This is a genomic window from Brucella sp. NBRC 12950, from assembly GCF_030268145.1.
In the GTDB taxonomy this organism is placed as follows: domain Bacteria; phylum Pseudomonadota; class Alphaproteobacteria; order Rhizobiales; family Rhizobiaceae; genus Brucella.
Genome location: NZ_BSQC01000012.1, coordinates 119,151 through 145,653 on the forward strand (window position 1 = coordinate 119,151; position 26,503 = coordinate 145,653).

Sequence of the window (26,503 nt, forward strand, 5' to 3'; positions counted from 1 at the left end):
TTTTGTTGTCTATCTGAAGCGGGTGCTCAGCCCTCCGCTTCAGCCCTTGGATCAAGGTTCATGGCTTCAGGAGTTGCACTTTTCACAGACGGCATACTCTTGAACTGTTCCTTTTCAGCCTTTGGCACGGATGCCCTCTTGCGTGAGCGGAACAGCGCATAGGCTGTGATGGAAATATGCGAGAGCGCTGTGATGGCAAACAGCCCCGATGGCCAGAAGATATCCATGGCAGCGGCTGCAAGCAGCGGCCCCAGCATCGTGCCGAAGCCATAAAGCAACAGCAATCCGCTCGATACTTTCACAAAGCTTTCCGCCGAGGCATGGTCATTTGCGTGGGCGACGGCAACCGGGTAAAGCGCATAGGCCAGCGCGCCATAGCAGCCGGTCATAATGATGATGACCTTGCCATTGGACGGGCCGATGATGAAGGCCATAAGGCCGACAAAGGCTGCGAGAGAAGCTACACCGGCCAGAACATAACGCCGGTCTATCAGGTCGGAAATTCGCCCGACCGGGATTTGCATCAAGGCACCAGCTGCGATGGTTACGCTGACCATAAGCGCGATTTCGGTGGTTGAAATGCCCGATTTTGCGCCGAAAACAGCGCCAAGTGTACCCCAGGCACCATTCGCTATGCCAATCAGGATGCAGCCGACGAAGGCGGCAGGTGAATTGCGGTAAAGCGCCTTGAGATCAAGCTGTACTTCGGTCAGCGGTTTTGGGCTTACCGCTGTCGACATGGCGGTGGGGATCAGTGCCAGGCAGAAAAGAATGCCGGTGATCATGAACAGATGATCACTCCTGATATCGCCATTTGCCACCATCATTTGGCCGCTCATGGTGGCACCATAGTTGACCATCATATAGAGGCCGAAAATCTTGCCGCGGGACTCATTGGTGGCGCGCTCGTTCAGCCAGCTTTCGATCACCATGAAAGCGCCTGCCATCGAGAAGCCGGTGAAGGTTCGCAGAATGATCCATGAGATTGCATCGATATAGATGCCTGACAAAAGAGCGATGATGGCGGCGGAAGCTGCAAAACAGCCAAAAGCGCGGACATGGCCGACACGTCGCACCAGGCGCGGGGCGAAAATGCAGCCAGCGACAAAACCGCCCGCCCATGTCGTGCCCAGCATACCAAGTGAAGCAACGGAGAAGCCTTCAAGTCCGCCGCGCAACGGCAGCAACAGGCCATGCAGGCCAGAGGCCATCAAGAGAAAGGCTGTGCCGCAAAGCAGCGCCAGAACCTGAATGTAAATACGCAATATTACGTTCCCGGAATTTCATGAAGCCCTATTGAAGTGGCTTTGATTTATCTCTGATACTGAGGCGAAAACGTGCCGCCTCAGCGGAAAAGAGCTTCTGCCTCAGCGGAAAAGAGCTTCTGCGGCCGCGCGGCTGTCGCCCTTTCGGAGCCTTTCTGCTTTCAGACGTTCGATTTCGGATTGTAGCAAAGCGATACGCTGGTCGATTTCGATCACCGACAGCAGAGACAGCTCATCCTCGCTGAGAACGACGCTTTCGCGTGGCTTTTTGACCTCTTCATCAAAACCGCTCATGGCCTTCCTCCGGAGTCTATGGCGTGCTTATAAAGACAGAAAAGATTTACAGCGGTTTCAGTTAAGAAAGAATCGTTGGAACCGCTGTAACTGTTTGTTTTTACGCATTATCCGACGCAAAACCGCTTCGCACTTTTGCTGGAAATGCTATAACACCTTGAATCTTCGCATATATATTTCCAGAAATCGATGATGAATTCTCTGAAAATGAGCAGGATGTATTTGTGCAGTTGTGTGTGCGGTATTTCTGCGACGAGAGATTTGAACAGGAGCTTTGATCATGATGGCTGAATTGCCTTCCCAGATGACCGCAATCGAAATTTCCGAGCCGGGCGACGCCAATGTATTGCGTTCCGTACAGCGCTCGGTGCCCGAGCCGAAGGCAGGCGAGGTGCTGGTGCGGGTTCGGGCGGCAGGTGTGAACCGGCCAGATGTGTTGCAGCGTCAGGGCAGTTATGCGCCGCCACCCGGCGCGTCGGACATACCGGGGCTTGAAATTGCCGGTGACATCGTTGCGATCGGCGAGGGTGTGAAACGCTATCGCATCGGCGATCAGGTCGTGGCGCTGCTTGCCGGTGGCGGCTATGCAGAATATGCAACTGTGAATGAAACTACTGCGCTGCCTCTGCCGTCGGGCTATGGATATATTGAGGCCGCAGCCATCCCTGAGACCTTCTTCACGGTCTGGCATAATGTATTTGAACGCGGTGGCCTTAAAGAAGGTGAAACCCTGCTGATCCATGGCGGCTCGTCAGGGATTGGCACGACGGCTATTCAGCTTGGCAAAGCCTTTGGCACAAGCGTTATTGTAACGGCTGGCTCCCAAGCGAAGTGCGATGCCTGTTTAAAGCTTGGCGCCGATCGCGCGATTAATTATCGCGACGAAGATTTTGTCGCTGTCGTCAAAGAGATGACCGGCGGCAAGGGAGCCGATGTGATCCTCGATATGGTTGGTGGCGATTACGTCGACCGCAATTACAAGGCGGCAGCCGAAGATGGTCGCATCGTGCAGATCGCCTTCCTGAATGGGGCAAAGGCAACGGCTAACTTCGCAATCCTGATGACCAAGCGCCTGACCCATACCGGCTCGACATTGCGATCACGTTCGGTTGAGTTCAAGGCAGGCATCGCGCGCGAATTGGAAGCGAAAGTCTGGCCGCTTCTGGAACAGCGTCAGGTTGCCCCTGTGATGGATATGATCTTCCCGCTTAAAGATGCGTGGCGGGCGCATGATCGTATGGAAGGCAGCCAGCACATTGGCAAAATCGTGCTTGATGTCGCTTGACCTAATAGATTTGCGAGAGAACCTGGGATGTCATGGCAGCAGTTTCTTGCTCTGCGCACAAAAAAAATATATATAGACCGTGATTTCCCGGAATTTGTGGTTTTTCCCACGGCCCGCCCTACCGGAGCGGACGAACAAGAGGATTATATCTAATGGCCACCCAGCTTCTTATGCCGAAGGCAACGGCAGTCTGGCTCGTTGATAATACGGCTCTGTCCTTTGACCAGATCGCGGCTCTCTGCAAGCTGCATCCGCTCGAAGTAAAGGCTATTGCGGACGGTGAGGCCTCGCAGGGTATCAAGGGACTTGACCCGGTTATCACCGGCCAGCTTTCGCGCGAAGAAATCGCGAAGGGCGAAAAGGACCAGTATCATCGCCTGAAGCTTTCCGAGCCAAAGGTTCGCGTTCCAGAAGCCAAGCGCAAGGGCCCGCGTTATACGCCGCTGTCCAAGCGTCAGGATCGTCCGAATGCGATTCTCTGGCTGGTGCGCAATCATCCTGAACTCAAGGATGCACAGGTTTCGCGTCTGATCGGCACGACCAAGTCGACCATTGAGCAGATTCGCAATCGCACTCACTGGAACTCGGCAAGCCTGACTGCAATGGACCCTGTCACGCTCGGCCTTTGCTCGCAGATTGATCTCGACCTTGAAGTCGAGCGCGCAGCGCGCAACCGTCCAGTTGTTGAATCTGACAGCACATTGCTGCCAGCATCGGCGACTGAGAACTTCGACTATCGTGATGAGAAGCCTGAAGAAGAAGAGCTGGATGCGGACAAGGTTTTCGCAAAGCTCTCCTCGCTGAAGGGCTCGAACACCGACGAAGACGAAGAATAATATTTCTTCGACTGAACAAAAAACCCGCCGTTCTGGCGGGTTTTTTTATGTTGCTTGAGAAGGTAAGCGCGACCTTTGAGCGTCTGGCAAGACGCCCGGCGCTCTACAGCATAATTCCTTAAACTTGAATCAGTTTAAGGTAAAATTATGCTGTAAACATAAAGTGTTAGAGCGACCTTTGTGCGCCCAAAAGGGCGCACGGCGCTCTAGTCCTTGAATGCGTTGTACTCGCTCATTTCCATCAGCCGGTAAAAATCCGCCAGTGTTTTGCCGCGCTCGGAGCGGAACGTGCGGCCTGATTTGTCAGCAGCGATAATGCGGTCGGTACGAAACGTGCGGAAAGCATTGCGCAATTCACACCAGCCGATCACAGTCCAGACCTTGCCCCAGAACCACAGACCAAGCGGACGGATATCCCGCTCGCTCTCACGGGCTTCCAGATCGCGATACCGGATGTTGAGAACCGTGCCTTCATCAACTGCGCGCTCGACGGCATCGATGATACGGCGTTCGCTTACGCTGATTGATGCAGACGGTGCATGGATTTGCGTGCCGGTGATGCGCGCGCGTTCTTCTTTGGGCAGAACGGCTTCGATCTTGACCAGGGCTTCTTCTGCACCGCGCGCCATTGAAACGCCGCCCCATGCACGGATCAGTCGGGCGCCTGCAACAAGTGCCACGATTTCATCACGCGTAAACATCAGTGGCGGTAGTTCAAACCCCTGCCGCAGAATATAGCCAACACCGGCTTCACCATCGATAGGAACGCCTGTCGATTGCAGATCTGCAATGTCGCGATAGATCGTGCGTTCTGAAACTTCCAGCCGCTCGGCAAGCTGCCGTGCGGTGACAAGCCTGCCGCCGCGAAGATGCTGAACGATTTGAAAAAGGCGGTCTGCTCGACGCATGGTGATCTCAAGTATATTCGCGTGCGAAAAGCGCACGCATTTCGCCAATACGCTCCCGCTCGGTTGGAAACAGTGTTTCCAGAAAAGCGGCAGCGAAGGTGCCGGGCGCTGTACCCGGCGCCGAAACGATGCGCTTATCCGCAACAGCATCGGGCACGTCCTGATAGCGGCTGGCACCCGCATATTGCGGTGCGCGTTCTGCGATCCATTCGCGGCCATTGCTGGTGTGATTGACCCCATTGAAGAGGCCTGCGCGAGCCAGTGCAAGTGTTGCGCCGCAAATGCCACCAACCACACCGCATTTTTGTGCGATAGCGCGCAAGAGTGCAGTCAGATCGGGAGCCTCCGGCGTCGCCCAGATATCGGAGCCGATGACAGCAATAGCATCGAGATCAGTGTTTTCTTCGGGGTCCGTGCTGCGATCCGGCGTCAGCCGAAAGCCGCTGAGCGAACGGACTTCCGCACCTGCAGGAGCAAGTGAGACGGTGTTTACGCCGAACCATTCGCGTGCCGATGCCGATAAAAACCCATATTCCCAATCAGCAAAGCCTTCAACGAAGACGAAGCCGACCATTTTGGTTTCCGCCATGGTGTTATTTCCTCTCATCGGCAGCGTTACGGCGCTGTTCGAGATAACGGTCCGGCCAGCCCATATCCTTGCGCAGGTCGCTTGGGAGGTTGTCGAATGCGCGTTGCGTGCGCACGAAGCGCCGACGTTCGTCCTGTCTGCGCTTATATTCTTTCAGAATTGCGAGCAGTGGTGCGATTGCGAGTGCCATGGTGAATCCCTCATCTGTAAGAATGCACTATGACACAGGCCTCCTGACAGCTGTCTGTCAGGAGCAATGTTAATTATTATCTTCCTGATATACGCAAACGGCAACTATTTCATCAGGCCTTGAAAGGCGGTTCTGCGGTATAGCTCAGCGGTAAGCGTCCACCATCGGCATAGATCGTCTGGCCTGTCACATAGCTTGAATCACGCGATGCGAGAAATGAGGCTATTGCTGCAATTTCAGATGCTTGTCCGATTCTACCCAATGGCGTGCGCGCGAGTATCTTTTTGCGTGCCTCGGCATCGTTGTTCACGGCGGACAGCATGTCAGTGTCGATTGAGCCAGGGCCTATTGCATTGACGCGAATGCCCCATTTTGCCAGCGCTACCGCCATCGTGCGTGTCAGTTGGTTCATGCCACCCTTTGACACGGAATAGGCAAGCTGATTGGGCAGACCGAATATCGCGTTGATCGACGACATATTGATGATGCTGCCAGCCTCGCCGCCTGCTTCCACGCGCGCAACCATGCGTTTTGCGACAGCTTGACCGCAGAGAAAAGCGCCCTTGAGGTTGACGCGCATCACGCGGTCGAAGTCATCTTCTTTCAGGTCGAGAAACTCTGCCTGATGCACGATGCCTGCATTGTTGACGAGGATATCGATCTCACCAAGATTGGTCGTGGCATAGGTCAGCAGATTATGAATATCGAGTTTGTCGCCCACATCGCAGGCAATGGCGAGAACCCGGCCATATTGCTCCAGATCCCTGACTGCTTTTGTGGCGCCTGCGCCATCGACATCCGACAAAACCACACTTGCGCCATCCATCAAGAAGCGCTTGGCGATGGCATAGCCAATACCGCGGGCAGCACCCGTGACGATTGCCACCTTGCCTTCTAACTGCATTGATCATTCTCCGATTTTTGACGGAGAGTGGACCGGCGGCTTGCGCCGGTCAAGCGCTCTAGATGCGCGGTAATAAAAGGTCAGGCAAAGGCCAGGCCGATATGACGCTCGCGCAGAACTGTGCTGATTTCATCGAGAATCACCGGATCATCGATGGTGGCGGGCATTTTCCAGTCCTCACCATCAGCGATTTTCTGGATTGTTGAGCGCAGTATCTTTCCGGAACGGGTTTTTGGCAGACGTTTCACAGTCAGGGCGAGCCGGAAGGCGGCAATCGGTCCGATGGCGTCGCGAATCATGCTCACGCATTCCTTTTCAACCTCGTGCTCATCACGGTCGATGTTGGATTTCAGCACAAGGAAGCCGCAAGGCACCTGTCCCTTGACGGAATCGGAGATGCCAAGCACAGCGCATTCCGCAACATCGGGGTGGCTGGAAAGCACTTCCTCCATAGCCCCTGTCGACAAACGATGTCCTGCGACATTGATGATGTCGTCGGTGCGGCTCATGATGTAGAGATAGCCATCTTCATCCATGTAGCCCGCATCGGCGGTTTTATAGTAGCCGGGAAACTCGTTGAGATAGGCTTTGCGAAAGCGGTCATCGGCGTTCCACAGGGTTGGCAGACAACCGGGTGGCAATGGCAGCTTGATGAGGATATTTCCAAGTTGGCCACGTTCGACTTCATAGCCGGCATCGTCGAGCACGCGGATGTCATAGCCGGGCAGACAGACGGCAGGCGAGCCGTATTTGGTTTCAAGCAGTCCAAGGCCAAGTGGATTGGCGACCATCGGCCAGCCGCTTTCTGTCTGCCACCAATGATCGATCACCGGACAACCGAGCAGATTTTCCGCCCAGTGGATCGTGTCGGGATCGGCACGTTCGCCCGCCAGATAAAGCGCGCGGAATTTTGAAAGATCGTATCGGCGCACGAAATTGCCGTCGGCATCTTCTTTCTTGATCGCACGCAAGGCAGTGGGGGCTGTGAACATCACTTCCACACCGTGCTCGGCGATGATGCGCCAATAGCTGCCTGCATCGGGCGTACCGACGGGTTTGCCCTCAAAGAGGATGCTGGTGGCACCGGCAATGAGCGGAGCATAGACAATATAGGAATGGCCGACCACCCAGCCGACATCGGATGCCGCCCAGAACACCTGTCCCGGCTCGATGCCGAACACATGCTTCAGCGACCATGCAAGAGCCACCATATGCCCGCCATTGTCGCGCACGACACCTTTGGGTTCACCGGTAGTACCCGATGTGTAAAGCACATAAAGCGGATCGGTGGCAGCAACGGGCGTGCAAGGGACATGACGGCCGCGCGCCGCATCCACAGCGGTACGATAGTCGATATCGCGGCCTTCAACCGGCTTATGCGGATGCTGCTCGCGTTGCAGGATAATGCAGTGCCTGACCGTGTGGCGGGCAGTGGCAATCGCCTTGTCGAGCATTGCCTGATAGGGCACAACGCGGGTTGGTTCGATGCCGCATGAACCGGCAATGATCATCACCGGCTTTGCATCATCTATACGCGTTGCAAGTTCATTGGCGGCAAAACCGCCAAACACCACCGAATGCACCGCGCCAATGCGGGCTGAGGCCAGCATGGCGACAGCAGCTTCCGGCACCATGGGCATATAGATAAGAACGCGGTCGCCTTTGCTCACACCATTGTCGAGCATGACCGCCGAGAGGGCTTCCACCTCTTCAAGCAATTCGCGATAGGTGAATTTGCGTACAGAGCCTGTTACCGGGCTTTCGTAAATGAGCGCAACCTGATCGCCGCGCCCATTGGCAACATGGCGGTCGAGTGCATTGTAACAGGTGTTGCATTCAGCACCTTTAAACCAGCGACCATAAACTCCTTCATCGCTTGCGAGAACCTGATCCCATGGCTTGAACCAGTCTATGGCCCCGGCTGCTTCGGCCCAGAAGCCTTCAGGGTCTTGCTGCCATGCGGCATAGGTTTCGGCATAGTTTGATGTCATGCTGTTCCTCCCAGAAGCACGCGCTTAATCGGATCAGATGATCCGTTAAAGCATCGTGATAGAGTGGTTTTAGCCAATGCTGAGTCATTGAAACCGCTCTATCTATTTGTTTTTAAGCATTTCCGGACGCAAAACCGGTTCCCACTTTTGCTGGAAATGCTCGAACACGCTGGATGAAAGCGCAAGACAGGGCTGATTAGCCTGGTCTCCTCCACGCGCTTTTCATCTCCTCCGGGGTTAAGTCTACGCCCAAGATCAAAGCTTCGTCCATGAAACTTAAGATGAATAAGTGTATCACAAACACAGCATAAATTGATGAGGCTTGCAGGATGCTGATTGCTGGGCCAAAAAGATGGGTGAGAGGTGTTTTGTGTTCAAAGTCCTGCCTGTGCTGCTTATGGCCCTGATGGGCTTGCACATCATCAAGCCACTTGGCTGGCCGGGATTGAAGAAGCGTGGCGATTTTTGGAAGATCGCGGCGTTTGCGATCTTTGCCATGGCGATGGCGGTCGGTTTTCATTTCACTGAAAACTAAAAAGCCCGGTCGGATCATGCGCTAAACCGGGCCTTTTATTATGCAGCATCGTTCAGGCTGCTTGTTCGAGGTCTTTCTTCCAGCCGCCAGTTGCAGCAAGGCCGTTCATCTTGGCGCGATGCGCAAAGGCACGCTGGCCAGCGGCAACGTTCTCATCCTTGCCGCCCCAGGCTTCCAGAGAGGCTGCCTGCAGCGCACGGCCATAGGAGAAGGTCATTTTCCACGGCATATCGAAGCTGGCATTCATTGCCGACAAATGCGCGGTTGCTTCTTCGCCGGTCTGGCCTCCGGAAAGGAAGGCAATGCCCGGCACCGCGGCAGGGACTGTGTTGCGGAAGCAGCGAACAGTCTTTTCGGCCACTTCTTCGACAGAGGCTTTGCGCGCCTTCTTGCCGTCGATAACCATGTTCGGCTTCAGGATCATGCCTTCAAGCCTGACGCGCGCGTCGTAAAGTTCGGTGAAGACGGTCTTGAGCACCCATTCGGTGACTTCATAGCAACGGTCGATGGAATGATTGCCCGGCTTGCCATCCATCAGCACTTCCGGCTCAACGATCGGCACAATGCCTGCTTCCTGGCAGAGTGCTGCGTAACGGGCGAGGGCCTGCGCGTTTTGCTTGACCGCTCCCCATGTTGGAAGCCCATCAGAAATCGAGATTACGGCACGCCATTTCGCAAAGCGGGCACCGAAACCATAATACTCGTTGAGGCGCTCACGCAGACCGTCGAGACCTTCGGTGATTGTTTCACCCTCAAAACCTGCAAGCGGCTTGGCACCGGCATCCACCTTGATGCCCGGCACCGCACCTGCCTTGCGAATAAGATCGACAAGCGGTGTGCCGTCCTTGGCTTTCTGGCGGATGGTTTCATCGTAAAGAATGACGCCGGAAATGTAGTTCTTCATCGCTTCGTCAGAGCGGAACAGCATTTCGCGATAATCGCGGCGTGAATCCTCGGTCGAGGCGAGGCCGATGCTTTCAAAACGCTTTGCAATGGTGCCGGAGCTTTCGTCCGCAGCCAGAATTCCTTTGCCGCTTGCGACGAGTGCAATTGCAATATCTTCAAGACGTTCGGTCATGTGTTAGCTCCTTAAGTCCCCGCAAGGGGGCAATATTGGGAAGCTGGGCAAAGAGCCTCAGCCGCTCTCAAGACACATATTCATTTTCGATAGCAGAAGAGTTAGGCCAACAAAATGGCAGCACAAGTGGTTGAAACGATTGAAATTTTTTCAAACGATTTAGCCGGGACAAGTTTTCTTACCGGCTGTCAGAACTCTGCTCTAATTGGCGTGCAGAATGAATATTCCAGATTCGACAGACGAATATGCGATTTCAAACCCATTTGGTTTTGACATGACGCCTGAGAATCCCATCTAAAGGATATCAATTATAAGGAGGAGAGATGCGAAGTGCCCTACTAAGCCTGCCGTTCATTCTGGCTGCATCGATGATCGCCCTTCCGGCTCAGACCGCCTTTGCGGAGAGCATCAATGCAGGAAGCAGGGAGGCCACCACTGAATTGCCTTTCAATGTGGCAGCAGTGGCGGAATTTGACACACCATGGGCGATTGCATTTCTGCCGGGCGGCAAACTGATCCTCACCGAGAAGGGCGGCAAGATTTTCGTCGTAACCGAAAAGGGTGAGAAGACGGAAGTTGCAGGCGTACCGGAGGTTTTGTTCAGCGGCCAGAACGGTCTGCTGGATGTTGTTCCTGCGCCTGATTTTGCCAAGAGCAAGGCGATCTATTTCACGTATGTCATGCCGGAAAATGGTGGCGGCGCGCTCATATTGGCGCGTGCAACGCTGTCTGAAGGCAAGGGCAAGGCCGAGCTTAAGGATCTAAAGGCAATCTGGCAGCAGGCGACACCTGCCAAGGGAGGGCAACCCGGTGGCAAGATCGCGTTTGCGCCTGATAAGAAGCATTTGTTCCTGTCGGTTGGCGATCGCATGTCGCCCGCAACCGCACAGGATGACAATGCGCCGATGGGCAAGATCCTGCGTATGAACCTCGATGGTTCAACCCCAAAGGACAATCCGAAGGCTGAGGAAGGTGGCATCAAAGCGTTGACCTGGACGACGGGGCATCGCAATCCCTATGGTCTGGCATTCGCGCCGGACGGCAAGCTGTGGGAGCATGAAATGGGACCGCGCGGCGGCGATGAGTTCAATCTCATCAAGCCGGGTCTCAATTACGGTTGGCCGGTTGTCTCCAATGGCGACAATTATAGCGGCCGTCCGATCCCGCGCCACAGCACACGCCCTGAGTTTGAAGCGCCTATGCTGTTCTGGACGCCGGTGATCTCGCCGGGCGGCCTGGCATTCTACAAGGGCAAGATGTTTGCCGACTGGAATGGTTCTGCGTTGATCGCAGGCCTTTCGTCGATGGCGCTGATCCGTGTGACGATCAACAGCGATGGTCAGCCGAATGAAGCCGACCGTTTTGCGATGGAAAATCGTATCCGTGACGTAGCCGTCGGGCCAGATGGTGCGATCTGGGTGATCGAGGATGACAATCCTGGGCGTCTTCTAAAGCTGACACCGAAATCATAAAGCAAAAGCCCGGAGGAAACCCCGGGCTTTTTCGTTTTCTTACTTCTTCAGCACATCAACGCCGGGAAGTGGTTTGCCTTCCATCCATTCAAGGAAAGCGCCGCCAGCGGTCGAGATATAGGTGAAGTCGTCTGCAACGCCTGCATGGTTAAGCGCTGCAACGGTGTCGCCGCCGCCGCCGACCGATACCAACTTGCCAGCCTTGGTGCGGGCGGCAACATGCTTGGCGGTCTTGACGGTTGCTGTATCGAACGGACGCAGCTCAAATGCGCCGAGCGGGCCGTTCCAGACGAGCGTTGCGGCATCATCGATGGCTGATGCAATCAGGTCAGTCGAAAGCGCGCCTGCGTCGAGAATCATGCCGTCGCTTGGCACCGACTCCACGCCATAGGTCTGGTTTGGTGTATCGGCAGCAAAGTGCCAGCCCACGACCGCATCAACCGGCAGGATGATGGCGCATTTGGTCTTTTCAGCCTTGGCCATTATTTCGCGTGCGGTATGGGCAAGATCATGCTCGCAAAGCGACTTGCCGACATCGTGGCCCTGGGCTGCGAGGAAAGTGTTGGCCATGCCGCCGCCGATCACCAGTGCATCGACCTTTTCGATCAGGTTCGACAGGAGGTCGAGCTTGGTCGAAACCTTGGCGCCGCCAACGATTGCTACAACGGGACGGGCTGGTTGGCCGAGACCCTTTTCAAGCGCTTCAAGTTCTGCCTGCATGGCGCGGCCTGCATAGGCTGGCAGCACATGCGCCAGACCTTCGGTCGAAGCGTGTGCGCGGTGTGCCGCCGAGAAGGCGTCATTGACATAGATGTCGCCATTGGCTGCGAGTGCTGCCACGAATTCCGGATCGTTCTTTTCTTCGCCCTTGTGGAAGCGCGTGTTTTCGAGAAGCAGAACGTCACCGTCTTTCAGCGCATCGACTGCGGCCTTCGCCTTGTCGCCAATGCTGTCTTCAGCGAAGTGCACACCGTGCCCGAGCACTTTCGAAAGCGGCTTTACGACATGCTTCAGAGAGTTTTCATCGGACGCAACGCCTTTTGGTCGACCGAAATGGGCGAGCAGGATGACCTTGGCACCCTTTTTCGACAGTTCCGCAATGGTTGGAACAATACGTTCGATACGGGTGAGGTCGGTTACTTCGCCGTTTGCCATCGGCACGTTGAGATCAACACGAACCAGAACGCGCTTGGATTTGACGTCGGCATCATCGAGGGTACGGAAACTCATGATATTTCTCCCGGGGCTTTTTCCGGCGGCCTGCATGTTTTCGTCTTTTAGACAGGCAGGCGCTGGAACAGGGTTGGGTAATCAGTGACAAGCCCGTCTTCATCGACAGGCAATTCAGCGGTGAACGTGCGATCAGCGGCAGTGTAACGGTAAAGCTTGCCTTCCTTAAGACAAGTATATCGTTGGCTGTCTCGCAGCGGGCGGAAACTATTGAACGGTACATAAAGCATGTCGAGCTGTACCGTGCCGCTTTCGGGCGTCAGACCCAGACGGCGGATCGGCAGACTATTGGTGAAGGGTGTCCCTGCCAGATCAATGTCCATGCAACCATCAAACTCAGGTAATGCGTCTCCGGCCATGGTCGTCCAGTGCCCATTTCCATCGGATTTGAGTTCGAGCATTAAGCCGGATGTCGTTTCGATGAGGAAATGGAATACGCGCCAGTCGCTTGCGCAATCGATGCTATAACGTACACCGTAGGGAACATCGCCACGCTCGCCGATGATAACGCCAGTGGCGTTGAAAGTGTTACCGGCGGGCGTGATATTGAGATGTTCGAGCCCTTCTCCTTCCAGCGAACGCCAGCGCGCAACGGTGGGGAGAAGGGAGCGAAACATTGAAGCTGCTTAGATCAGCTTGCCGAAAGCGACTGCAGTGTCGCTCATGCGGCTCGAGAAGCCCCATTCATTGTCGTACCACGACAGGATGCGCACCATGGTGCCGTCCATGACCTTGGTCTGGTCGGTGTGGAAGATCGACGAATGCGAATCGTGATTGAAGTCGTGCGAAACGAGTGGCTCATCGGTGTAGCCGAGGATGCCCTTGAGGCGGCCATTGGCAGCTTCGCGGATCGCATTGTTGATTTCTTCAACAGTGGTCGAACGCTTGGCAACGAAGGTCAGGTCAACAACCGATACGTTCGGGGTTGGAACGCGGATTGCAACGCCGTCGAGCTTGCCCTTGAGTTCTGGCAGAACCAGACCAACAGCCTTTGCAGCACCCGTCGAAGTCGGGATCATGGAAAGAGCTGCTGCGCGTGCGCGGTAGAGATCCTTATGCATGGTGTCCAGCGTCGGCTGGTCGCCCGTGTAGGAGTGGATCGTGGTCATGAAGCCCTTTTCGATGCCGATTGCATCGTTGAGAACCTGAGCCACTGGCGCAAGGCAGTTGGTGGTGCAAGAAGCGTTGGAAATGACCTGATGGTCCTTCGTCAGCTTGTCGTGGTTGACGCCATAGACAACGGTAAGGTCAGCGCCATCGGCAGGAGCCGAAACGATAACGCGCTTTGCGCCAGCTTCAAGATGAAGAGCTGCCTTGTCGCGTGCGGTGAAGATGCCGGTGCATTCCAGAGCGATATCGACGCCTTCTTCCTTCCACGGCAGTTCAGCCGGGTTGCGAACAGCGTGAACCTTGATCGGTCCGTAGCCGACGTCGATGGTGTCGCCAGCGACTTTCACTTCCTTTGGAAAACGACCATGAACGCTGTCATAGCGCAGAAGATGCGCGTTTGTTTCCACTGGGCCCAGATCGTTGATCGCAACGACCTGAATGTCGGTGCGGCCCGACTCGACGATAGCGCGGAGGACATTACGGCCGATGCGGCCAAAACCGTTAATTGCGACGCGAACTGCCATTTTCTCTAAATCTCCCGAAAGGGTTCTGCATATGCAGTGGCTTGATAAAACAGTTGAACGCGTTTGGGAACGCCCACAACTGGAAAGGTAAACGCCGGCGTGTTTAACGCCGGCGTTTGATTATTATGCGGCGGCGTTGAGTTTCTTTTCCGCGGCTTCAGCAGCATGTTCAGCAGTAATGCCGAAATGCTTGTAGAGATCGTTGATCTCGCCCGAAGCGCCGAAGCCCTTCATGCCGATAAAGATGCCGTTTTCGCCGATGAAGCGTTCCCAGCCGAGTGCAAGAGCTGCTTCGATTGCAACCTTGACCGGTGCATCGCCGAGCGTTGCCTGCTTGTAAGCATCGCTCTGCTCTTCGAAGAGTTCAAAGCAAGGAACGGAAACAACGCGGGTGGCAATGCCCTTGGCTTCGAGAAGGTCACGAGCCTTGAGCGCGATTTCCACTTCCGAACCGGTTGCGAAGATCGAAACCTTTGCGTCACCTTTTGCAGCAGCGAGTTCGTAAGCGCCGAATGCGGAGAGGTTTTCTTCGCGATGTTCGGTACGCACAACTGGCAGGTTCTGGCGGGTCAGAGCGAGCGTCGAAGGAGTGCCCTTCGAATGCAGTGCAATCTGCCAGCATTCAGCAACTTCCACAGCGTCTGCCGGACGGAAGACATTGTGGTTTGGAATGGCGCGCAGAGCTGCAAGATGCTCAACCGGCTGGTGGGTTGGGCCGTCTTCGCCAAGACCAATCGAATCATGGGTCATGACGTAAACAACGCGGATGCCCATCAGCGACGACAGACGCATGGCCGGACGGCAATAATCCGAGAAGCACATGAAAGTGCCCGAGTAAGGGATCAGACCGCCATGCAGCGTGATGCCGTTCATGGCAGCAGCCATGCCGTGTTCACGGATACCGTAGTGGATGTAACGACCACCGTAGTTTTCTGGCGTAACAGCCTTGGTCTGGCTGGTCTTGGTGTTGTTGGAACCGGTCAGGTCGGCAGAGCCGCCGAGCGTTTCAGGCACAACGCCGTTGATCACTTCCAGAGCCATTTCGGACGACTTGCGGGTCGCAACCTTTGGTTTTTCTGCGGAAAGCTTCTTCTTGTATTCGTTGATCGCGTCATCGAAGTTTGCAGGCAGGTCGCCACGCATACGACGTTCGAATTCAGCGCGGGTTTCTGCGTTAGCCGCAGCAAGACGCTTTTCCCATTCCAGACGCTTCTTCGCAGCATTGAGGCCAGCAACGCGCCATGCGTCGAGAACTTCAGCAGGAACGACGAAAGGTTCAGAAGTCCAGCCGAGTGCCTTGCGCGTTGCAGCGATTTCTTCTGCACCGAGTGGCGAACCGTGGACTTTGTTGGTGCCAGCGCGGTTTGGCGAACCAAAACCAATGGTGGTCTTGCAGGCGATGAAGGTCGGCTTGTCTGAAACCTTGGCAAGTTCAATTGCCTTGGCAATCGCGTCCTGATCATGACCGTCAACAGCAAGCGTGTTCCAGCCGGAAGCGGCGAAACGTGCAGGCTGGTCGGTGTTGTCGGACAGCGAGATCGGGCCGTCGATGGAGATGTTGTTGTCATCCCAAAGAACGATCAGCTTATTGAGCTTCAGGTGACCTGCCAGCGACAGGGCTTCCTGGCTGATGCCTTCCATGAGGCAGCCGTCACCAACGATCGCATAGGTGTAGTGGTCAACGAGGCTGTCACCGAACTGTGCATTCAGGACGCGTTCGGAAAGCGCCATGCCAACAGCATTGGCAATGCCTTGTCCAAGTGGACCAGTTGTGGTTTCGATACCAGCGGCATGACCGTATTCAGGATGACCTGCGGTGCGTGCGCCGAGCTGGCGGAAATTCTTGATTTCATCAAGGGTGATGTCTTCGTAGCCCGAGAGGAAGAGCAGCGAATAAAGAAGCATCGAGCCGTGACCTGCAGAAAGCACGAAACGGTCGCGGTCCGGCCAATGCGGATTCTGCGGGTCGTGCGACAGGAAACGGGTGTAAAGAGTCGTTGCTATGTCGGCTGCGCCCATAGGCAGGCCTGGGTGGCCTGAATTAGCCTTCTCGACCGCGTCGATCGAGAGAAAGCGGATGGCGTTGGCCAGCTGGTTTTGCTTGTCGGAATTCGTCATTGTCTCAGCCGTCTTTCCAGAGTGGTTTTAACGGGGTTGCGGCGATGCCTCGGGACTGAAGCACGAGCTCCTTATACTAAACGATTTAATCAATTTAAACCGATTAAATTCTGTAGATGCTCGCGCGACAGAAGGCTTTGGGACACATAGCACCTGCTACCGAGGAGTCAACAAAACGATGGCTTATCGGCAATAAACAGTCTGCGATTGATTGGGTAACGTGGGCAATTTATGGGCTGACAATCACTGAAAAGCCTTTTTTGCGCTGATAACGGTGCATGAACGGCCAGTCTGGCTCGTCATTTGTTGCTTATCGGGTGGTCGATTATTACAGTCTTTTCAAAGATGCCCGTCCGGCAGGCGCGATTCGATGTCTGTGATCTGGCATTGGAAAGGATATGGATGGCACCCGAAACGACCCTCAGGCAGGTCCTCGAACGGCTGGAAAAGGCACTCAGTACGCTTGAACAAGCGGTGGACCTGCGGCTGGACAAGGAAGGCGATTTCGCCGAAGCCGAGGAAGAGGTACAGCGCATGAATGCTGACCGCAGCCGTCTAGCCCAGGAACTCGACCAGTCAGAAGCCCGTGCCGAGCGGCTTGAAGCCGCAAACCGCGAAGTTTCGCGACGTCTGGTGACGGCGATGGAAACCATTCGCGCCGTGCTGGATCGATAGGAGAAGGGATCTATGGCGACTGTAACCGTTACCATTGATGGCAAAGCATATCGCATGGCTTGCGACGAAGGGCAGGAAGAACATCTTTCCGGGCTTGCCGATCGCTTTGACCAATATGTTACCCATCTCAAATCATCTTTCGGCGAAATAGGCGATCTGCGCCTCACAGTGATGGCCGGTATCATGGTGATGGATGAGCTTGCGGAAACGCAAAAGCGCATCAAGGGTCATGAAAACGAGATCGAGACCCTGCGCCGCTCTCGCGACGAAGCGCTGACCAGTGCCGATCAGAATGACGCTGCCCTTACTGGTGTGCTTTCTGATTTGGCCGAACGTATCGAGCAGATTGCAAAGCGTATCGCTCCCCGTCCGGGCGCTGTCTGATCTACGAAAAGATTTCTGTATCTCGGGCTGACGCCTCTGGCGCTAAGGTCTGACTGCGCCTATATAGGTTCTCGGCGTACTGCGCTTCCCGACAGGTGTAACAGCATCCCCGGGGCCTTATTGATCTCTAAGGGAGCTGTCCCTGTGAAGGCCTGTGGGCTTTCGCATATGGCGCCCACCTACGTTGTAGGTTCCCGGGATCAAACACTACCATCGGTCGTCGTGGTCGCCACTTTTCAAGCTCTTGCTATAAAGTAAGCAAAGCTATTTGTTATTTAAGACAAAAATGTTCTAAAACGCCTTATCCTTCAAAGATATGTGCGTTTTAAATGACATCCTCTCCCCCAAATTCTCCTGGCTTTTCCGAACGTTTACGTGTCGCAGTTCCAGTGGCTGTGGCTTACGGGCTTACGCTCTATGTCCTTATCTGGGTGAACTCGGCGCGGGAATGGATGCCGTTTATCGCGGGGCTTATGCTTTTGCCTATGGCGATATCGAGCCTTGCTTCGAGCCTAAGCGACCCGCGCGCCGAGAAGGGTCTCTGGCGCCATGTGAGAATGAGCTGGATGATTATCGGCGGTCTCATTGTTGTGAGCATGGCTTTGTTCCGGGAGGGCGGCATCTGCGTGATCATGGCTGCGCCGTTTTTCGGCGTTTTCTCCGCAGTGGGCTCCTGGCTGACGCTTTCGCTGATCCGCCGCTTCCGCACACCACGCTCCACAATGCTGGTGATCGCACTGCCATTGATGTTCTATCCGTTTGAACCGCTGCTGCAATATGAGCCGCATGAAGGAGCGGTTACGACCGTCATTGATATTGCAGCCTCGCCTGAAGTCGTCTGGCAGCAGACCACAGAAATCCGCCATGTTCGTCCGGATGAACTGTCATGGACATTCAGCCACGGGATTGTCGGTGTGCCACAGCCTGTCGATGCACGCCTTGAGGGCGAGGGTGTCGGCGCTGTACGCCAGCTTGAATGGACACGCGGCGTCAAATTTCAGGAGATTGTGACACGCTGGGAAGAAAACCGGCTGCTGTCCTGGGATTTTAGGTTTGGCACCGATTCCATCCCCGCGGCCGTCGAAGCCCATATCAATGTGGACAGCTCTTACCTGAAGCTCACGAATGGTGATTATCACCTCGAAGCGCTGCCAAATGGTCATACACGTCTCACGCTCACCACACGCTACCGGATTGCAACGCCGATCAATTTCTACTGCGATCTGTGGGGCAAGGTTTTCCTGAATGATTTCCATGGCGTTGTGCTGAAAGTCATTCGTGATCGTTCGCAACGGATTGCAGCTGCTTCTTGACGGATGCCGCCATTCCGGGTCCACTAGCAGCAATTGGTGGAGGCGTTTGATGAATGACAATGGACAGCCGCGAGGCGATGACAAGCAGGCGTTGAGGCGAGAGGTGCTTTCGCGTCGCGATGCACTTGATCCGCGCTTTCGGTTTGAGGCGTCATTGGCTGCAGCAAAAAAGGCTGAAACCGCGATATTGATTCCCAAGGAAACGATGGTCGCAGGCTATTGGCCGATCCGCTCGGAGATTGATCCACGTCCGCTTCTGTCAGCCATGCGCGACAAGGGTGCGCGTCTATGCCTGCCGGTGGTTCTCGATAAGGAAACAATCGCATTTCGTGAATTTCTGCCGGATGCGGAACTGGTTCAGACGGGTTTCGGCACTATGGGGCCGGACAAGACCGCACCGCTGGTTGATCCTGCCATCCTGTTTATGCCGCTTGCCGGTTTCGACAAGCGCGGTCATCGTCTGGGTTATGGTGCCGGTCATTATGATCGGGCGCTGGCGCGCTTTGCCGAGCGCGGTCTGGAGCCGCTGTTGATCGGCATGGCATTTGATTGTCAGGAAGTGCCATATGTGCCCAATGAGCCGCATGACATTGCTCTTCACCAGATACTGACCGAGACCGGCTTGCACTTATTCGATCAGGGCTGATAAAGACGCATTTATGAGATTACTTTTTCTTGGTGACATGGTGGGCCGGTCGGGGCGCACGGCGGTTTATGAAAAGCTGCCGGGGCTGATTTCTGATTTGAAGCTGGATTTCGTGATCGTCAACGGCGAGAACGCCGCTGGCGGCTTTGGTATTACCGAAGAGATTTTTCACGACACAATCCGCGCGGGCGCGGATGTGGTGACAACCGGCAATCACGTATGGGATCAACGCGAGGCGCTGGATTTCTCCAAGCGCGAAGACCGTTTCCTGCGTCCTGCAAATTTTCCGAAAGGAACGGCAGGCAAGGGCGAGGGGCTTTACATCGCCAAGAATGGTGCCCGCGTGCTGGTATCCAATGTGATGGGCCGCGTGTTCATGCATCCGGATCTGGATGACCCATTCATTGCGGCCGAGAAAATTCTCGAAGCTTGCCCGCTTGGCGAGCAGGCAGATGCCGTGTTCTTCGATTTCCATGCGGAAGCTACCAGCGAAAAGCAGTGCTTTGGCCATTTTGTCGATGGTCGCGCCAGTGCTGTCGTTGGAACGCATACGCATGTGCCGACCGCCGATTGCCAGATTTTGCGCAATGGCACAGCCTATATGTCGGACGCCGGCATGTGCGGCGACTATGATTCTTCGCTTGGCATGGACAAGGAAGAGCCTTTGAACCGCTTCCTGTCGAAAGTGCCAAAGGGTCGCTTTGAGGCTGCCAGTGGTCCGGCAACCCTTTGTGGCGTGGGGATCGAGATTTCTGATCGTACCGGCCTTGCTGAAAAGGCTGCTCCTTTGCGCATTGGCGCACGACTGGAAGAAACTATCCCTGCATTCTGGCGATAGGCCTTTATAAATTTATCTGAACGCCCGCATAATCGTCTTTGACGGCGATGCGGGTACAAAGCTCTGACCATTCGCAAGATTTGCACGCTTTGCGGATGCTGCCATCGGCAAAAGCGGCCCGCATCCGGCCAAGCTGCATGGCATCGAGCGACAATCGTGATCCAGCCGAGATCACCAGGTCAAATAGCCTCGATATGGCTTCCATAGCCAATCTGTCCCGAACAGCTACGCTTGCATTAAAACAGTGGCAATCACTTTCACAGAGCAGCGGCTGGCAGATGTCGTCTGGACCATCGACGATCTCGATGTCTTCACCATTCGACAAATGCCCGGCAATCGCGTCGTAATTTTCCACGAAAGCCGGGCTGTAGCCCTTGCCGATATAGGTCAGCATACAATGAAGATGATGACCGCGCAGGCGAACTGTCATCAATCGTTTATCGCGCTGCTGCTTTGAGAATTGCAGCGCCGAGTGCCGACTTGATCAGAGCGCCGATGAGGAATGGTGTCACACCGAAGGTTACTGCTTTTTCAACGCCGATCAGCGCTGAAAGCCAAATTGCACCAAGGGCGAGGCAAAGCAGGTTGGCTACGCCGAACGATACAAAAGCAAGCACCAGGTTTTTGCCGTTCCAGCCGCGTTCCGCGAGATAGCCGGTGAGTGCTGCGATAATCGGAAACGAGACGAGATATCCAGCGGTTGGTCCGGCAAAATGCTGGATCCCACCTGCGCCGCCAGCGAGAACCGGCAGGCCAATTATGGCTTCGCCTAGCCAGGCAAGCACGGTGATGAAGCCAAGTCGCCAGCCATAGAGTGCGCCGATCAGCGGCACAATGAGGGTTTGAAGCGTGATCGGAACCGGTATCATAGGGACTGCAATCTGCGATGAGATTGCCAATACCAGAGTACCGAAGGCTACCGCAGCAATGCGTAGGGCTGGTGAGCGGGATTCGAGATCAAGTGGGCTGAAAGATACACGCTTCTGGGTGATGTAAGCCATGGCTTCCTCAAATTATAGATAAAATTACGATTCGATCTATTTAAAATCATCGGATTGATGGTGTTTGGCAAGTGAGAAATAGATAAAATATATAAAAATTGGGAGAGGCTTACAGTGGCTCCAGTTAAGGCTGAATCGTTGGAACCGCTGTAACTATTTGTTTGTACGCATTATCCGACGCATCGCAGCAGGAAAAGAAATCAGTCCGGCGAACTGATTTCCCTGCGGAGGCGGTTCCCACTTTTGCTGGAAATGCTTTAAAATCAAAGCAGCCGCAAGCGCGCGAGCTGCATGTGCGGCAGCTCGCATGGTCATCTTAAGAACTGGAAGGTCTGGGTGGCTGCTTAGCCGACGATGGCGAAAGAATCGCGGGTCTTGCCTGATGCGGTTTTGACGGGGCGATGCCCTATCCACTGCACATGGCGCGCAAGGATGGTGGTCGCCGTCTCAATGTCGTCCTGACGGAGTGCGGTCAGAATCGCGCGGTGATCGTGATCGGTACGGGTTTCCCATTCCGAACGCCAGGTGGCAAACAGAAAGCGCGCGCTTGCTGCATGAAGATCATCAATAGCCGCCAGCAGGCGCGGCATGTTGCATGGCTCCAGAATCAATCGATGAAAGCGACGATTGGCGTCTTCCCAGCTTCGCACATCGCGTGACTTGTCGCCTTCGAGGGTTGCCTGTTCGGCAGCGTCCAGCGTGGCGCGGCTGATATGGGGCGCTGCATGACGCAGGGCCAGCACTTCAAGTGCTGCGCGCATTTCCGCCACTTCGCGGATTTCGCTGATATCGAAGGACGCAACGCGCACGCCACGACGGGGTTCGGAAACCACAAGTCCTTGCGCTTCCAATCGGCGAAAGGCTTCGCGCACGGGCACATGGCTTGTTTCGAACTCTTCGGCGATATGATCCTGACGGAGTTTGATGCCCGGCTCGATCTCGCCCGCAATAATACGGTCGGCGAGAATACGGCTGATGCGGGCGGCAATGGTTTCGCCGGGAGTGTCATTTGAGCGCTGATTCATGGTTTTATAGATAATATTGTTTGGTGGTCCGCGTCGAGGCCTGTCAACTTTATCGACAAGTGATTGCGTGATCGCGCTTTTGCTGGACGAATGCGGCTCAATTCCTTATAACGCGGCCATTCAGCACGGAAAGCGCGGTGGCCGACCTGTCTGCGGCCAGACCCATTCTTATGTGACGCTTTCTCCGTGCGCATCATATGAACAGAACAGGGGTGCCATGGCTGGCCATTCACAGTTTAAGAATATCATGCACCGCAAAGGCCGTCAGGATGCCGTGCGGTCGAAAATGTTTTCCAAGCTTGGTCGAGAAATCACCGTGGCTGCAAAGCAGGGTCTGCCTGACCCGTTGATGAACCCGCGCCTGCGTCTGGCCATCCAGAACGCCAAGGCGCAGTCGATGCCGAAAGATAACATCGAGCGCGCCATCAAGAAGGCGGCAGGCAACGACGGTGAAAACTATGATGAAGTGCGCTACGAGGGCCGCGGCCCGGGCGGCGTGATGGTCATCGTTGAAGCGCTGACCGACAACCGTAACCGTACCGCATCCAATGTGCGTGCAGCTTTCACCAAGTCGGGTGGCGCTCTGGGTGAAACCGGTTCTGCAGCCTTCATGTTCGATCGCGTTGGCGAAATCGTTTACAAGATTTCTGTTGGCGATGCCGACAAGGTCATGGAAGCGGCTATTGAAGCCGGTGCCGACGACGTCCAGTCGGGCGAAGAAGAGCATGTGATCCTCTGCGCCTTTGAAGACATTGGTGAAGTATCGAAGGCGTTGGAAACGGCGCTCGGTGAAGCCGAATCGATCAAGACGATCTGGAAGCCACAGACCAACACGGAACTCGATGAAGAAAAGGCACGCTCCGTGCTCAAGCTTCTCAATGTTCTTGAAGATGATGATGACGTTCAGAACGTCTATTCGAACTTCGAAGTCAGCGACGAAGTGATGGAAAAGCTGAGCGCCTGAGTTTAGGCTTCAGTTCCGATTACGAAAACTCCCGGCTTGTCCGGGAGTTTTTTATTTCTCGGAGTTATTGGATGCCTGTTGCAATAACTGCTCGTAGAACTGGTTCAGTTCCATCATATCTGCCGCATTCACCAATCTTATTTGATTGCTTAGCGCAGATGCCTTCAGTTCTGAATTGTCCCGGAGTGAGCGCTCGATAAACTTATCGATGATGTACCGAAGGCTGCTATCAACGTGATCGTAACCTGCCTCGCTGCGCATTCTGCTGAGCAAAAAATCATCGTCGGCATAAAGGCAGACGCATTCGGTTGAAGCGGTGTTCAATGTCGCCAGATATTCTGGACGCAACGCCGACCCTTCGCAGATAAATTGTCGCCCTTCATGGATGTGGCCCTCAATTTTCTCTCGAATGAGAGGCCATATGTTTTCATGATGCACCTTTAGAAACCAATGAATGGTTTCAGGTGAAAGGCTTGAATAAAACTCGGCGACGGCGGGGCGGACGGTAGGCCAGGGGCGCCCTGGGTGCCGGGCAAGACTATCCGTTGAAATCAGGCTCCACCCGAGGGCTTTTGTCAGTCGCGCGGCAAATGTCGATTTCCCGACATGCGAACTTCCGGCGGTCAATATGCCAGACATTGCTCGCTTCATTTTGCCGACCTCCAGCCGTTATACCAAGGCGTGAAGATGCTGACGCATCACGCCTTGAAAAAGTTCAATCGCCACTCGGGCTTAACCAAAACTCCATGAGTCATACTCATGGGGTTTTGGTATTAGAGCATTTCGCATTTAGAGCGGTTCCAGTTAAGGCCGAATCGTTGGAGCCGCTCTATCTGTTTTTTTACGCATGTCGTTGCCCAAAATTGGTTTCCATTTTTGGATGGCAAGCTGCAGAGCGCGATTATAGCGCCCTTTTGCGCAGAGAGGCAGGCAACAAAAAACCTCGCCGAAGCGAGGTTTTTCGTAAGTTCATCAATGTCAGTATTAGATACCGAGATTGCCGAAACGGTTTTTGAACTTCGTTACGCGACCGCCGCGATCGAGCAGGGTCTGCGAACCACCGGTCCAAGCTGGGTGCGTGGTAGGATCGATATCGAGGTTCATCGTATCGCCTTCCTTGCCCCAGGTCGAGCGGGTCATGTATTCAGTGCCATCGGTCATCACGACCTTGATGGTGTGGTAGTCGGGATGGATGCTGGCTTTCATCTTCTCAATCCTGAAAGTCTGGGGTGAAAATCCCAGTTTCTTGTTTAAAACTGCGGCACTTTCGCCCAATGGCAGATATGAAGACCCGTTACCGACGGCAACGGCTTCCAAAAGGGTTGGCGAGCCTATACATCAGGCGCACGCTAATAACAAGGGCGCAATCTCAAGAATGGCCAGCAGAGACAGTCAAATTCGCATGAATCCAGAATTGAATGCCCAAGAGGGGGCTGGGGAGGGTGCTAAGGAAGGGCGTAAGCGCCGTTCATTGAAGCCACTGAGGCGGATGCTTCCTTTCCTCTCGCGCTACAAGCCTCTGGTTATTGGAGCGCTGTTCTCGCTGGTTCTTGCTGCTGTGACGACTCTTGCTGTCCCGGTTGCCGTACGCCGTATGATCGATCATGGCTTCACCGGCGCCAATGCGGTCTTCGTCAATAACTATTTCGGTATGCTGGTGGCGCTGGCGCTGGTTCTGGCGCTCGCATCGGGCCTGCGCTATTTCTTCGTCATATCGCTGGGCGAGCGCGTGGTGGCAGATCTGCGCAATGCTGTCTTTTCCCATGTGACCAGCCTGTCGCCGGAATTCTTTGATCGGTCGCAGTCGGGCGAGATCGTCTCGCGTCTTTCGGTCGATACCACACAGATCAAGTCGGTTGTAGGGGCTACGGCCTCTGTAGCGCTGCGCAATGTGATTCTGGGTATTGGCGCGCTCATCATGATGGTTGTCACCAGCCCCAAGCTTTCCGCACTTGTGATTGCGGCTATTCCGCTGATCGTGATTCCGTTGATCGCTTTTGGTCGTTCTGTGCGTCGTCGCTCACGCATGACGCAGGATATGCTGGCACATGCCAATGCCTATGCCAGTGAGCAGATCGGGGCGATGCGCACGCTGCAGGCCTTCACCAACGAAAATATGGTGGTGGGGCGTTTTGCCAATGCCGTCGAGAAGGCCTATCAGGCGGCACGTTCCTCCATCAAAGCACGCGCCATTCTGACAGGCTTTGCGATTTTCCTGATCTTCTCCAGCGTGGTTGCCGTCCTCTGGTTCGGCTCGCGTGATGTGCTTTCCGGCACAATGACAGCAGGAACGCTGGGCCAGTTCGTTCTTTATGCAGTCTTTGCAGCCAGCGCTTTTGGCGCGCTTTCGGAAGTGGGCGGTGAACTTGCGCAGGCCGCGGGTGCCACCGAACGGCTTGCAGAAATTCTCGATGAAAACCCCGGCATTTCCGCCCCTGTAAATCCCATTGCCTTGCCACAACCGCCGCGTGGCGAGATCAGCTTCGATCAGGTGCATTTCTCCTATCCAACGCGTCCGGACGCACCGTCTCTGAATGGTGTCAGCTTCGCTGTAAAGCCCGGTGAGACGGTTGCGATTGTCGGCCCATCCGGTGCTGGCAAAAGCACGATCTTCTCGCTGGTGATGCGCTATTACGATCCGCAATCCGGTCGTGTGTTGATGGATGGTGTGGCCTTGCCTGAAGCCGATCCTGCCAAGGTGCGTGAACGCATTGCCGTGGTGCCACAGGATGTTGCGATCTTTGCCACCAGCATTCGCGAGAATATCGGCTTCGGTAAACCCGGTGCAAGCGATGCTGAAATCGAGGCCGCAGCAAGGGCAGCCCTCGCACATGACTTCATTATGGCGCTGGACAAGGGCTATAACACCGAAGTCGGCGAACGCGGCGTTACGCTTTCAGGCGGTCAGCGCCAGCGCATTGCCATTGCGCGTGCGATCCTGCGTGCGGCACCCGTTCTGCTGCTGGATGAAGCCACCTCGGCGCTTGATGCAGAAAGTGAAATGCTGGTGCAAAAGGCGCTTGATAGCCTCATGGATAATCGCACGACGCTCGTTGTGGCGCATCGCTTGGCAACGGTTCTGAAAGCCGACCGCATTCTCGTTCTCGACAAGGGCCAGATTGTCGAAGAGGGTACGCATCAGACGCTGGTTGAGAAGGGCGGCATTTATGCCCGCCTCGCCAAGCTGCAATTTGAAGCAGGCGCAGGCGTTTTCGGTAAATAAAAATGGGGGCTCATGGGCCCCTTACAGCGGTTCCAGTTAAGAAAGAATCGTTGGAACCGCTGTAACTTCTTGTTTTTACGGATTATCTGACGCAAAACCGCTTCG

The 26,503-nt window shown here is 55.0% G+C and carries 28 protein-coding genes and 1 other RNA gene; 12 read left to right on the forward strand and 17 right to left on the reverse strand.

Annotated features, from left to right (window positions below; all coding sequences use genetic code 11):
* Positions 1-26: 26 nt before the first annotated feature.
* Complete coding sequence (locus tag QSJ70_RS19605) at positions 27-1,265, reverse strand: MFS transporter (protein WP_007876686.1); 1,239 nt, start codon at positions 1,263-1,265, stop codon at positions 27-29.
* Between the two features lie 102 nt (positions 1,266-1,367).
* Positions 1,368-1,559: a DUF1192 domain-containing protein gene (locus QSJ70_RS19610; protein ID WP_007876684.1), complete on the reverse strand. Its 192-nt coding sequence runs from the start codon at positions 1,557-1,559 to the stop codon at positions 1,368-1,370.
* 280 nt (positions 1,560-1,839) lie between these two features.
* Between QSJ70_RS19610 and QSJ70_RS19615 the strand changes: the two genes are divergently transcribed.
* Together QSJ70_RS19615 and QSJ70_RS19620 are read left to right on the forward strand one after the other, a co-directional pair.
* A complete protein-coding gene (locus QSJ70_RS19615; protein ID WP_285538908.1) occupies positions 1,840-2,844 on the forward strand; it encodes an NAD(P)H-quinone oxidoreductase in 1,005 nt (334 codons plus the stop codon).
* Positions 2,845-2,996: 152 nt separating this feature from the next.
* Complete coding sequence (locus QSJ70_RS19620) at positions 2,997-3,680, forward strand: DUF1013 domain-containing protein (protein ID WP_007876680.1); 684 nt, start codon at positions 2,997-2,999, stop codon at positions 3,678-3,680.
* 206 nt (positions 3,681-3,886) lie between these two features.
* Here the strand turns inward: QSJ70_RS19620 and QSJ70_RS19625 are convergent, their stop codons facing one another.
* The 5 genes from QSJ70_RS19625 to QSJ70_RS19645 form a co-directional block, all read right to left on the reverse strand.
* Complete coding sequence (locus QSJ70_RS19625) at positions 3,887-4,588, reverse strand: helix-turn-helix transcriptional regulator (protein WP_007876678.1); 702 nt, start codon at positions 4,586-4,588, stop codon at positions 3,887-3,889.
* Positions 4,589-4,595: 7 nt separating this feature from the next.
* Positions 4,596-5,177: a DJ-1/PfpI family protein gene (locus QSJ70_RS19630; protein WP_113158627.1), complete on the reverse strand. Its 582-nt coding sequence runs from the start codon at positions 5,175-5,177 to the stop codon at positions 4,596-4,598.
* Positions 5,178-5,181: 4 nt separating this feature from the next.
* Positions 5,182-5,367, reverse strand: coding sequence for a hypothetical protein (locus tag QSJ70_RS19635; RefSeq protein WP_007876675.1), 186 nt, complete (start codon positions 5,365-5,367; stop codon positions 5,182-5,184).
* A gap of 112 nt (positions 5,368-5,479) precedes the next feature.
* Positions 5,480-6,271 (reverse strand): SDR family NAD(P)-dependent oxidoreductase, encoded by a 792-nt coding sequence (locus QSJ70_RS19640; RefSeq protein ID WP_112804473.1) that lies wholly within the window; start codon positions 6,269-6,271, stop codon positions 5,480-5,482.
* 80 nt (positions 6,272-6,351) lie between these two features.
* On the reverse strand, positions 6,352-8,262 hold the full coding sequence (locus QSJ70_RS19645; protein ID WP_285538913.1) for a propionyl-CoA synthetase: 1,911 nt from the start codon (positions 8,260-8,262) through the stop codon (positions 6,352-6,354).
* 352 nt (positions 8,263-8,614) lie between these two features.
* On the opposite strand from QSJ70_RS19645, the gene QSJ70_RS27785 reads away from it, so the two are divergent.
* Positions 8,615-8,797: a hypothetical protein gene (locus QSJ70_RS27785; RefSeq protein WP_502871696.1), complete on the forward strand. Its 183-nt coding sequence runs from the start codon at positions 8,615-8,617 to the stop codon at positions 8,795-8,797.
* 52 nt (positions 8,798-8,849) lie between these two features.
* Here QSJ70_RS27785 and QSJ70_RS19655 read toward each other — a convergent pair whose 3' ends face one another.
* Positions 8,850-9,875 (reverse strand): class I fructose-bisphosphate aldolase, encoded by a 1,026-nt coding sequence (locus tag QSJ70_RS19655; RefSeq protein WP_285538915.1) that lies wholly within the window; start codon positions 9,873-9,875, stop codon positions 8,850-8,852.
* Positions 9,876-10,198: 323 nt separating this feature from the next.
* Between QSJ70_RS19655 and QSJ70_RS19660 the strand changes: the two genes are divergently transcribed.
* Positions 10,199-11,347: a PQQ-dependent sugar dehydrogenase gene (locus QSJ70_RS19660; protein ID WP_064321059.1), complete on the forward strand. Its 1,149-nt coding sequence runs from the start codon at positions 10,199-10,201 to the stop codon at positions 11,345-11,347.
* 39 nt (positions 11,348-11,386) lie between these two features.
* Here QSJ70_RS19660 and QSJ70_RS19665 read toward each other — a convergent pair whose 3' ends face one another.
* From QSJ70_RS19665 to tkt, 4 genes are all read right to left on the reverse strand, one after another.
* Positions 11,387-12,577, reverse strand: coding sequence for a phosphoglycerate kinase (locus tag QSJ70_RS19665; RefSeq protein ID WP_007876648.1), 1,191 nt, complete (start codon positions 12,575-12,577; stop codon positions 11,387-11,389).
* Positions 12,578-12,624: 47 nt separating this feature from the next.
* Complete coding sequence (locus QSJ70_RS19670) at positions 12,625-13,194, reverse strand: putative glycolipid-binding domain-containing protein (protein WP_007876647.1); 570 nt, start codon at positions 13,192-13,194, stop codon at positions 12,625-12,627.
* Positions 13,195-13,203: 9 nt separating this feature from the next.
* A complete protein-coding gene (gene gap / locus QSJ70_RS19675) occupies positions 13,204-14,211 on the reverse strand; it encodes a type I glyceraldehyde-3-phosphate dehydrogenase (RefSeq protein ID WP_007876646.1) in 1,008 nt (335 codons plus the stop codon).
* Positions 14,212-14,334: 123 nt separating this feature from the next.
* Positions 14,335-16,329, reverse strand: a complete 1,995-nt coding sequence (gene tkt / locus QSJ70_RS19680) for a transketolase (RefSeq protein WP_194780443.1) — start codon at positions 16,327-16,329, stop codon at positions 14,335-14,337.
* A gap of 402 nt (positions 16,330-16,731) precedes the next feature.
* Here tkt and QSJ70_RS19685 point away from each other — a divergent pair, with 402 nt between their 5' ends.
* The 6 genes from QSJ70_RS19685 to QSJ70_RS19710 all read left to right on the forward strand — a co-directional run bounded on the left by QSJ70_RS19685 (position 16,732) and on the right by QSJ70_RS19710 (position 20,185).
* Complete coding sequence (locus QSJ70_RS19685) at positions 16,732-17,004, forward strand: DUF4164 domain-containing protein (RefSeq protein WP_007876644.1); 273 nt, start codon at positions 16,732-16,734, stop codon at positions 17,002-17,004.
* A gap of 12 nt (positions 17,005-17,016) precedes the next feature.
* Entirely contained in the window at positions 17,017-17,388 is a 372-nt protein-coding gene (locus QSJ70_RS19690) for a cell division protein ZapA (RefSeq protein WP_007876643.1), read from the forward strand.
* A gap of 73 nt (positions 17,389-17,461) precedes the next feature.
* Positions 17,462-17,620, forward strand: a non-coding RNA gene (gene ssrS / locus QSJ70_RS19695) — 6S RNA.
* A 97-nt stretch (positions 17,621-17,717) separates the two neighbouring features.
* Entirely contained in the window at positions 17,718-18,701 is a 984-nt protein-coding gene (locus tag QSJ70_RS19700; RefSeq protein ID WP_285538926.1) for an SRPBCC family protein, read from the forward strand.
* 49 nt (positions 18,702-18,750) lie between these two features.
* Entirely contained in the window at positions 18,751-19,347 is a 597-nt protein-coding gene (locus QSJ70_RS19705; RefSeq protein ID WP_285538928.1) for a 5-formyltetrahydrofolate cyclo-ligase, read from the forward strand.
* Between the two features lie 13 nt (positions 19,348-19,360).
* On the forward strand, positions 19,361-20,185 hold the full coding sequence (locus tag QSJ70_RS19710) for a TIGR00282 family metallophosphoesterase (RefSeq protein WP_285538930.1): 825 nt from the start codon (positions 19,361-19,363) through the stop codon (positions 20,183-20,185).
* A 4-nt stretch (positions 20,186-20,189) separates the two neighbouring features.
* On the opposite strand, the gene QSJ70_RS19715 is transcribed toward QSJ70_RS19710, so the two are convergent.
* From QSJ70_RS19715 to QSJ70_RS19725, 3 genes are all read right to left on the reverse strand, one after another.
* The gene (locus QSJ70_RS19715) at positions 20,190-20,615 is read right to left on the reverse strand and encodes a DUF1284 domain-containing protein (protein WP_285538932.1); all 426 of its coding nucleotides are present in this window, start codon (positions 20,613-20,615) and stop codon (positions 20,190-20,192) included.
* Between the two features lie 7 nt (positions 20,616-20,622).
* Positions 20,623-21,186 carry a biotin transporter BioY gene (locus QSJ70_RS19720; RefSeq protein ID WP_285538934.1) on the reverse strand — a complete coding sequence of 188 codons (564 nt, stop codon included), beginning with the start codon at positions 21,184-21,186 and terminating at the stop codon, positions 20,623-20,625.
* Positions 21,187-21,530: 344 nt separating this feature from the next.
* Positions 21,531-22,211 (reverse strand): GntR family transcriptional regulator, encoded by a 681-nt coding sequence (locus QSJ70_RS19725; RefSeq protein ID WP_079212269.1) that lies wholly within the window; start codon positions 22,209-22,211, stop codon positions 21,531-21,533.
* A gap of 217 nt (positions 22,212-22,428) precedes the next feature.
* On the opposite strand from QSJ70_RS19725, the gene QSJ70_RS19730 reads away from it, so the two are divergent.
* Positions 22,429-23,175 (forward strand): YebC/PmpR family DNA-binding transcriptional regulator, encoded by a 747-nt coding sequence (locus tag QSJ70_RS19730; protein WP_039860161.1) that lies wholly within the window; start codon positions 22,429-22,431, stop codon positions 23,173-23,175.
* A gap of 51 nt (positions 23,176-23,226) precedes the next feature.
* Here QSJ70_RS19730 and QSJ70_RS19735 read toward each other — a convergent pair whose 3' ends face one another.
* Positions 23,227-23,826 (reverse strand): hypothetical protein, encoded by a 600-nt coding sequence (locus tag QSJ70_RS19735; protein WP_285538936.1) that lies wholly within the window; start codon positions 23,824-23,826, stop codon positions 23,227-23,229.
* Positions 23,827-24,159: 333 nt separating this feature from the next.
* The gene (rpmE, locus tag QSJ70_RS19740; protein WP_007876617.1) at positions 24,160-24,381 is read right to left on the reverse strand and encodes a 50S ribosomal protein L31; all 222 of its coding nucleotides are present in this window, start codon (positions 24,379-24,381) and stop codon (positions 24,160-24,162) included.
* A gap of 196 nt (positions 24,382-24,577) precedes the next feature.
* On the opposite strand from rpmE, the gene QSJ70_RS19745 reads away from it, so the two are divergent.
* Positions 24,578-26,398, forward strand: a complete 1,821-nt coding sequence (locus QSJ70_RS19745) for an ABC transporter transmembrane domain-containing protein (protein ID WP_285538938.1) — start codon at positions 24,578-24,580, stop codon at positions 26,396-26,398.
* The last annotated feature ends 105 nt before the right edge of the window (positions 26,399-26,503 follow it).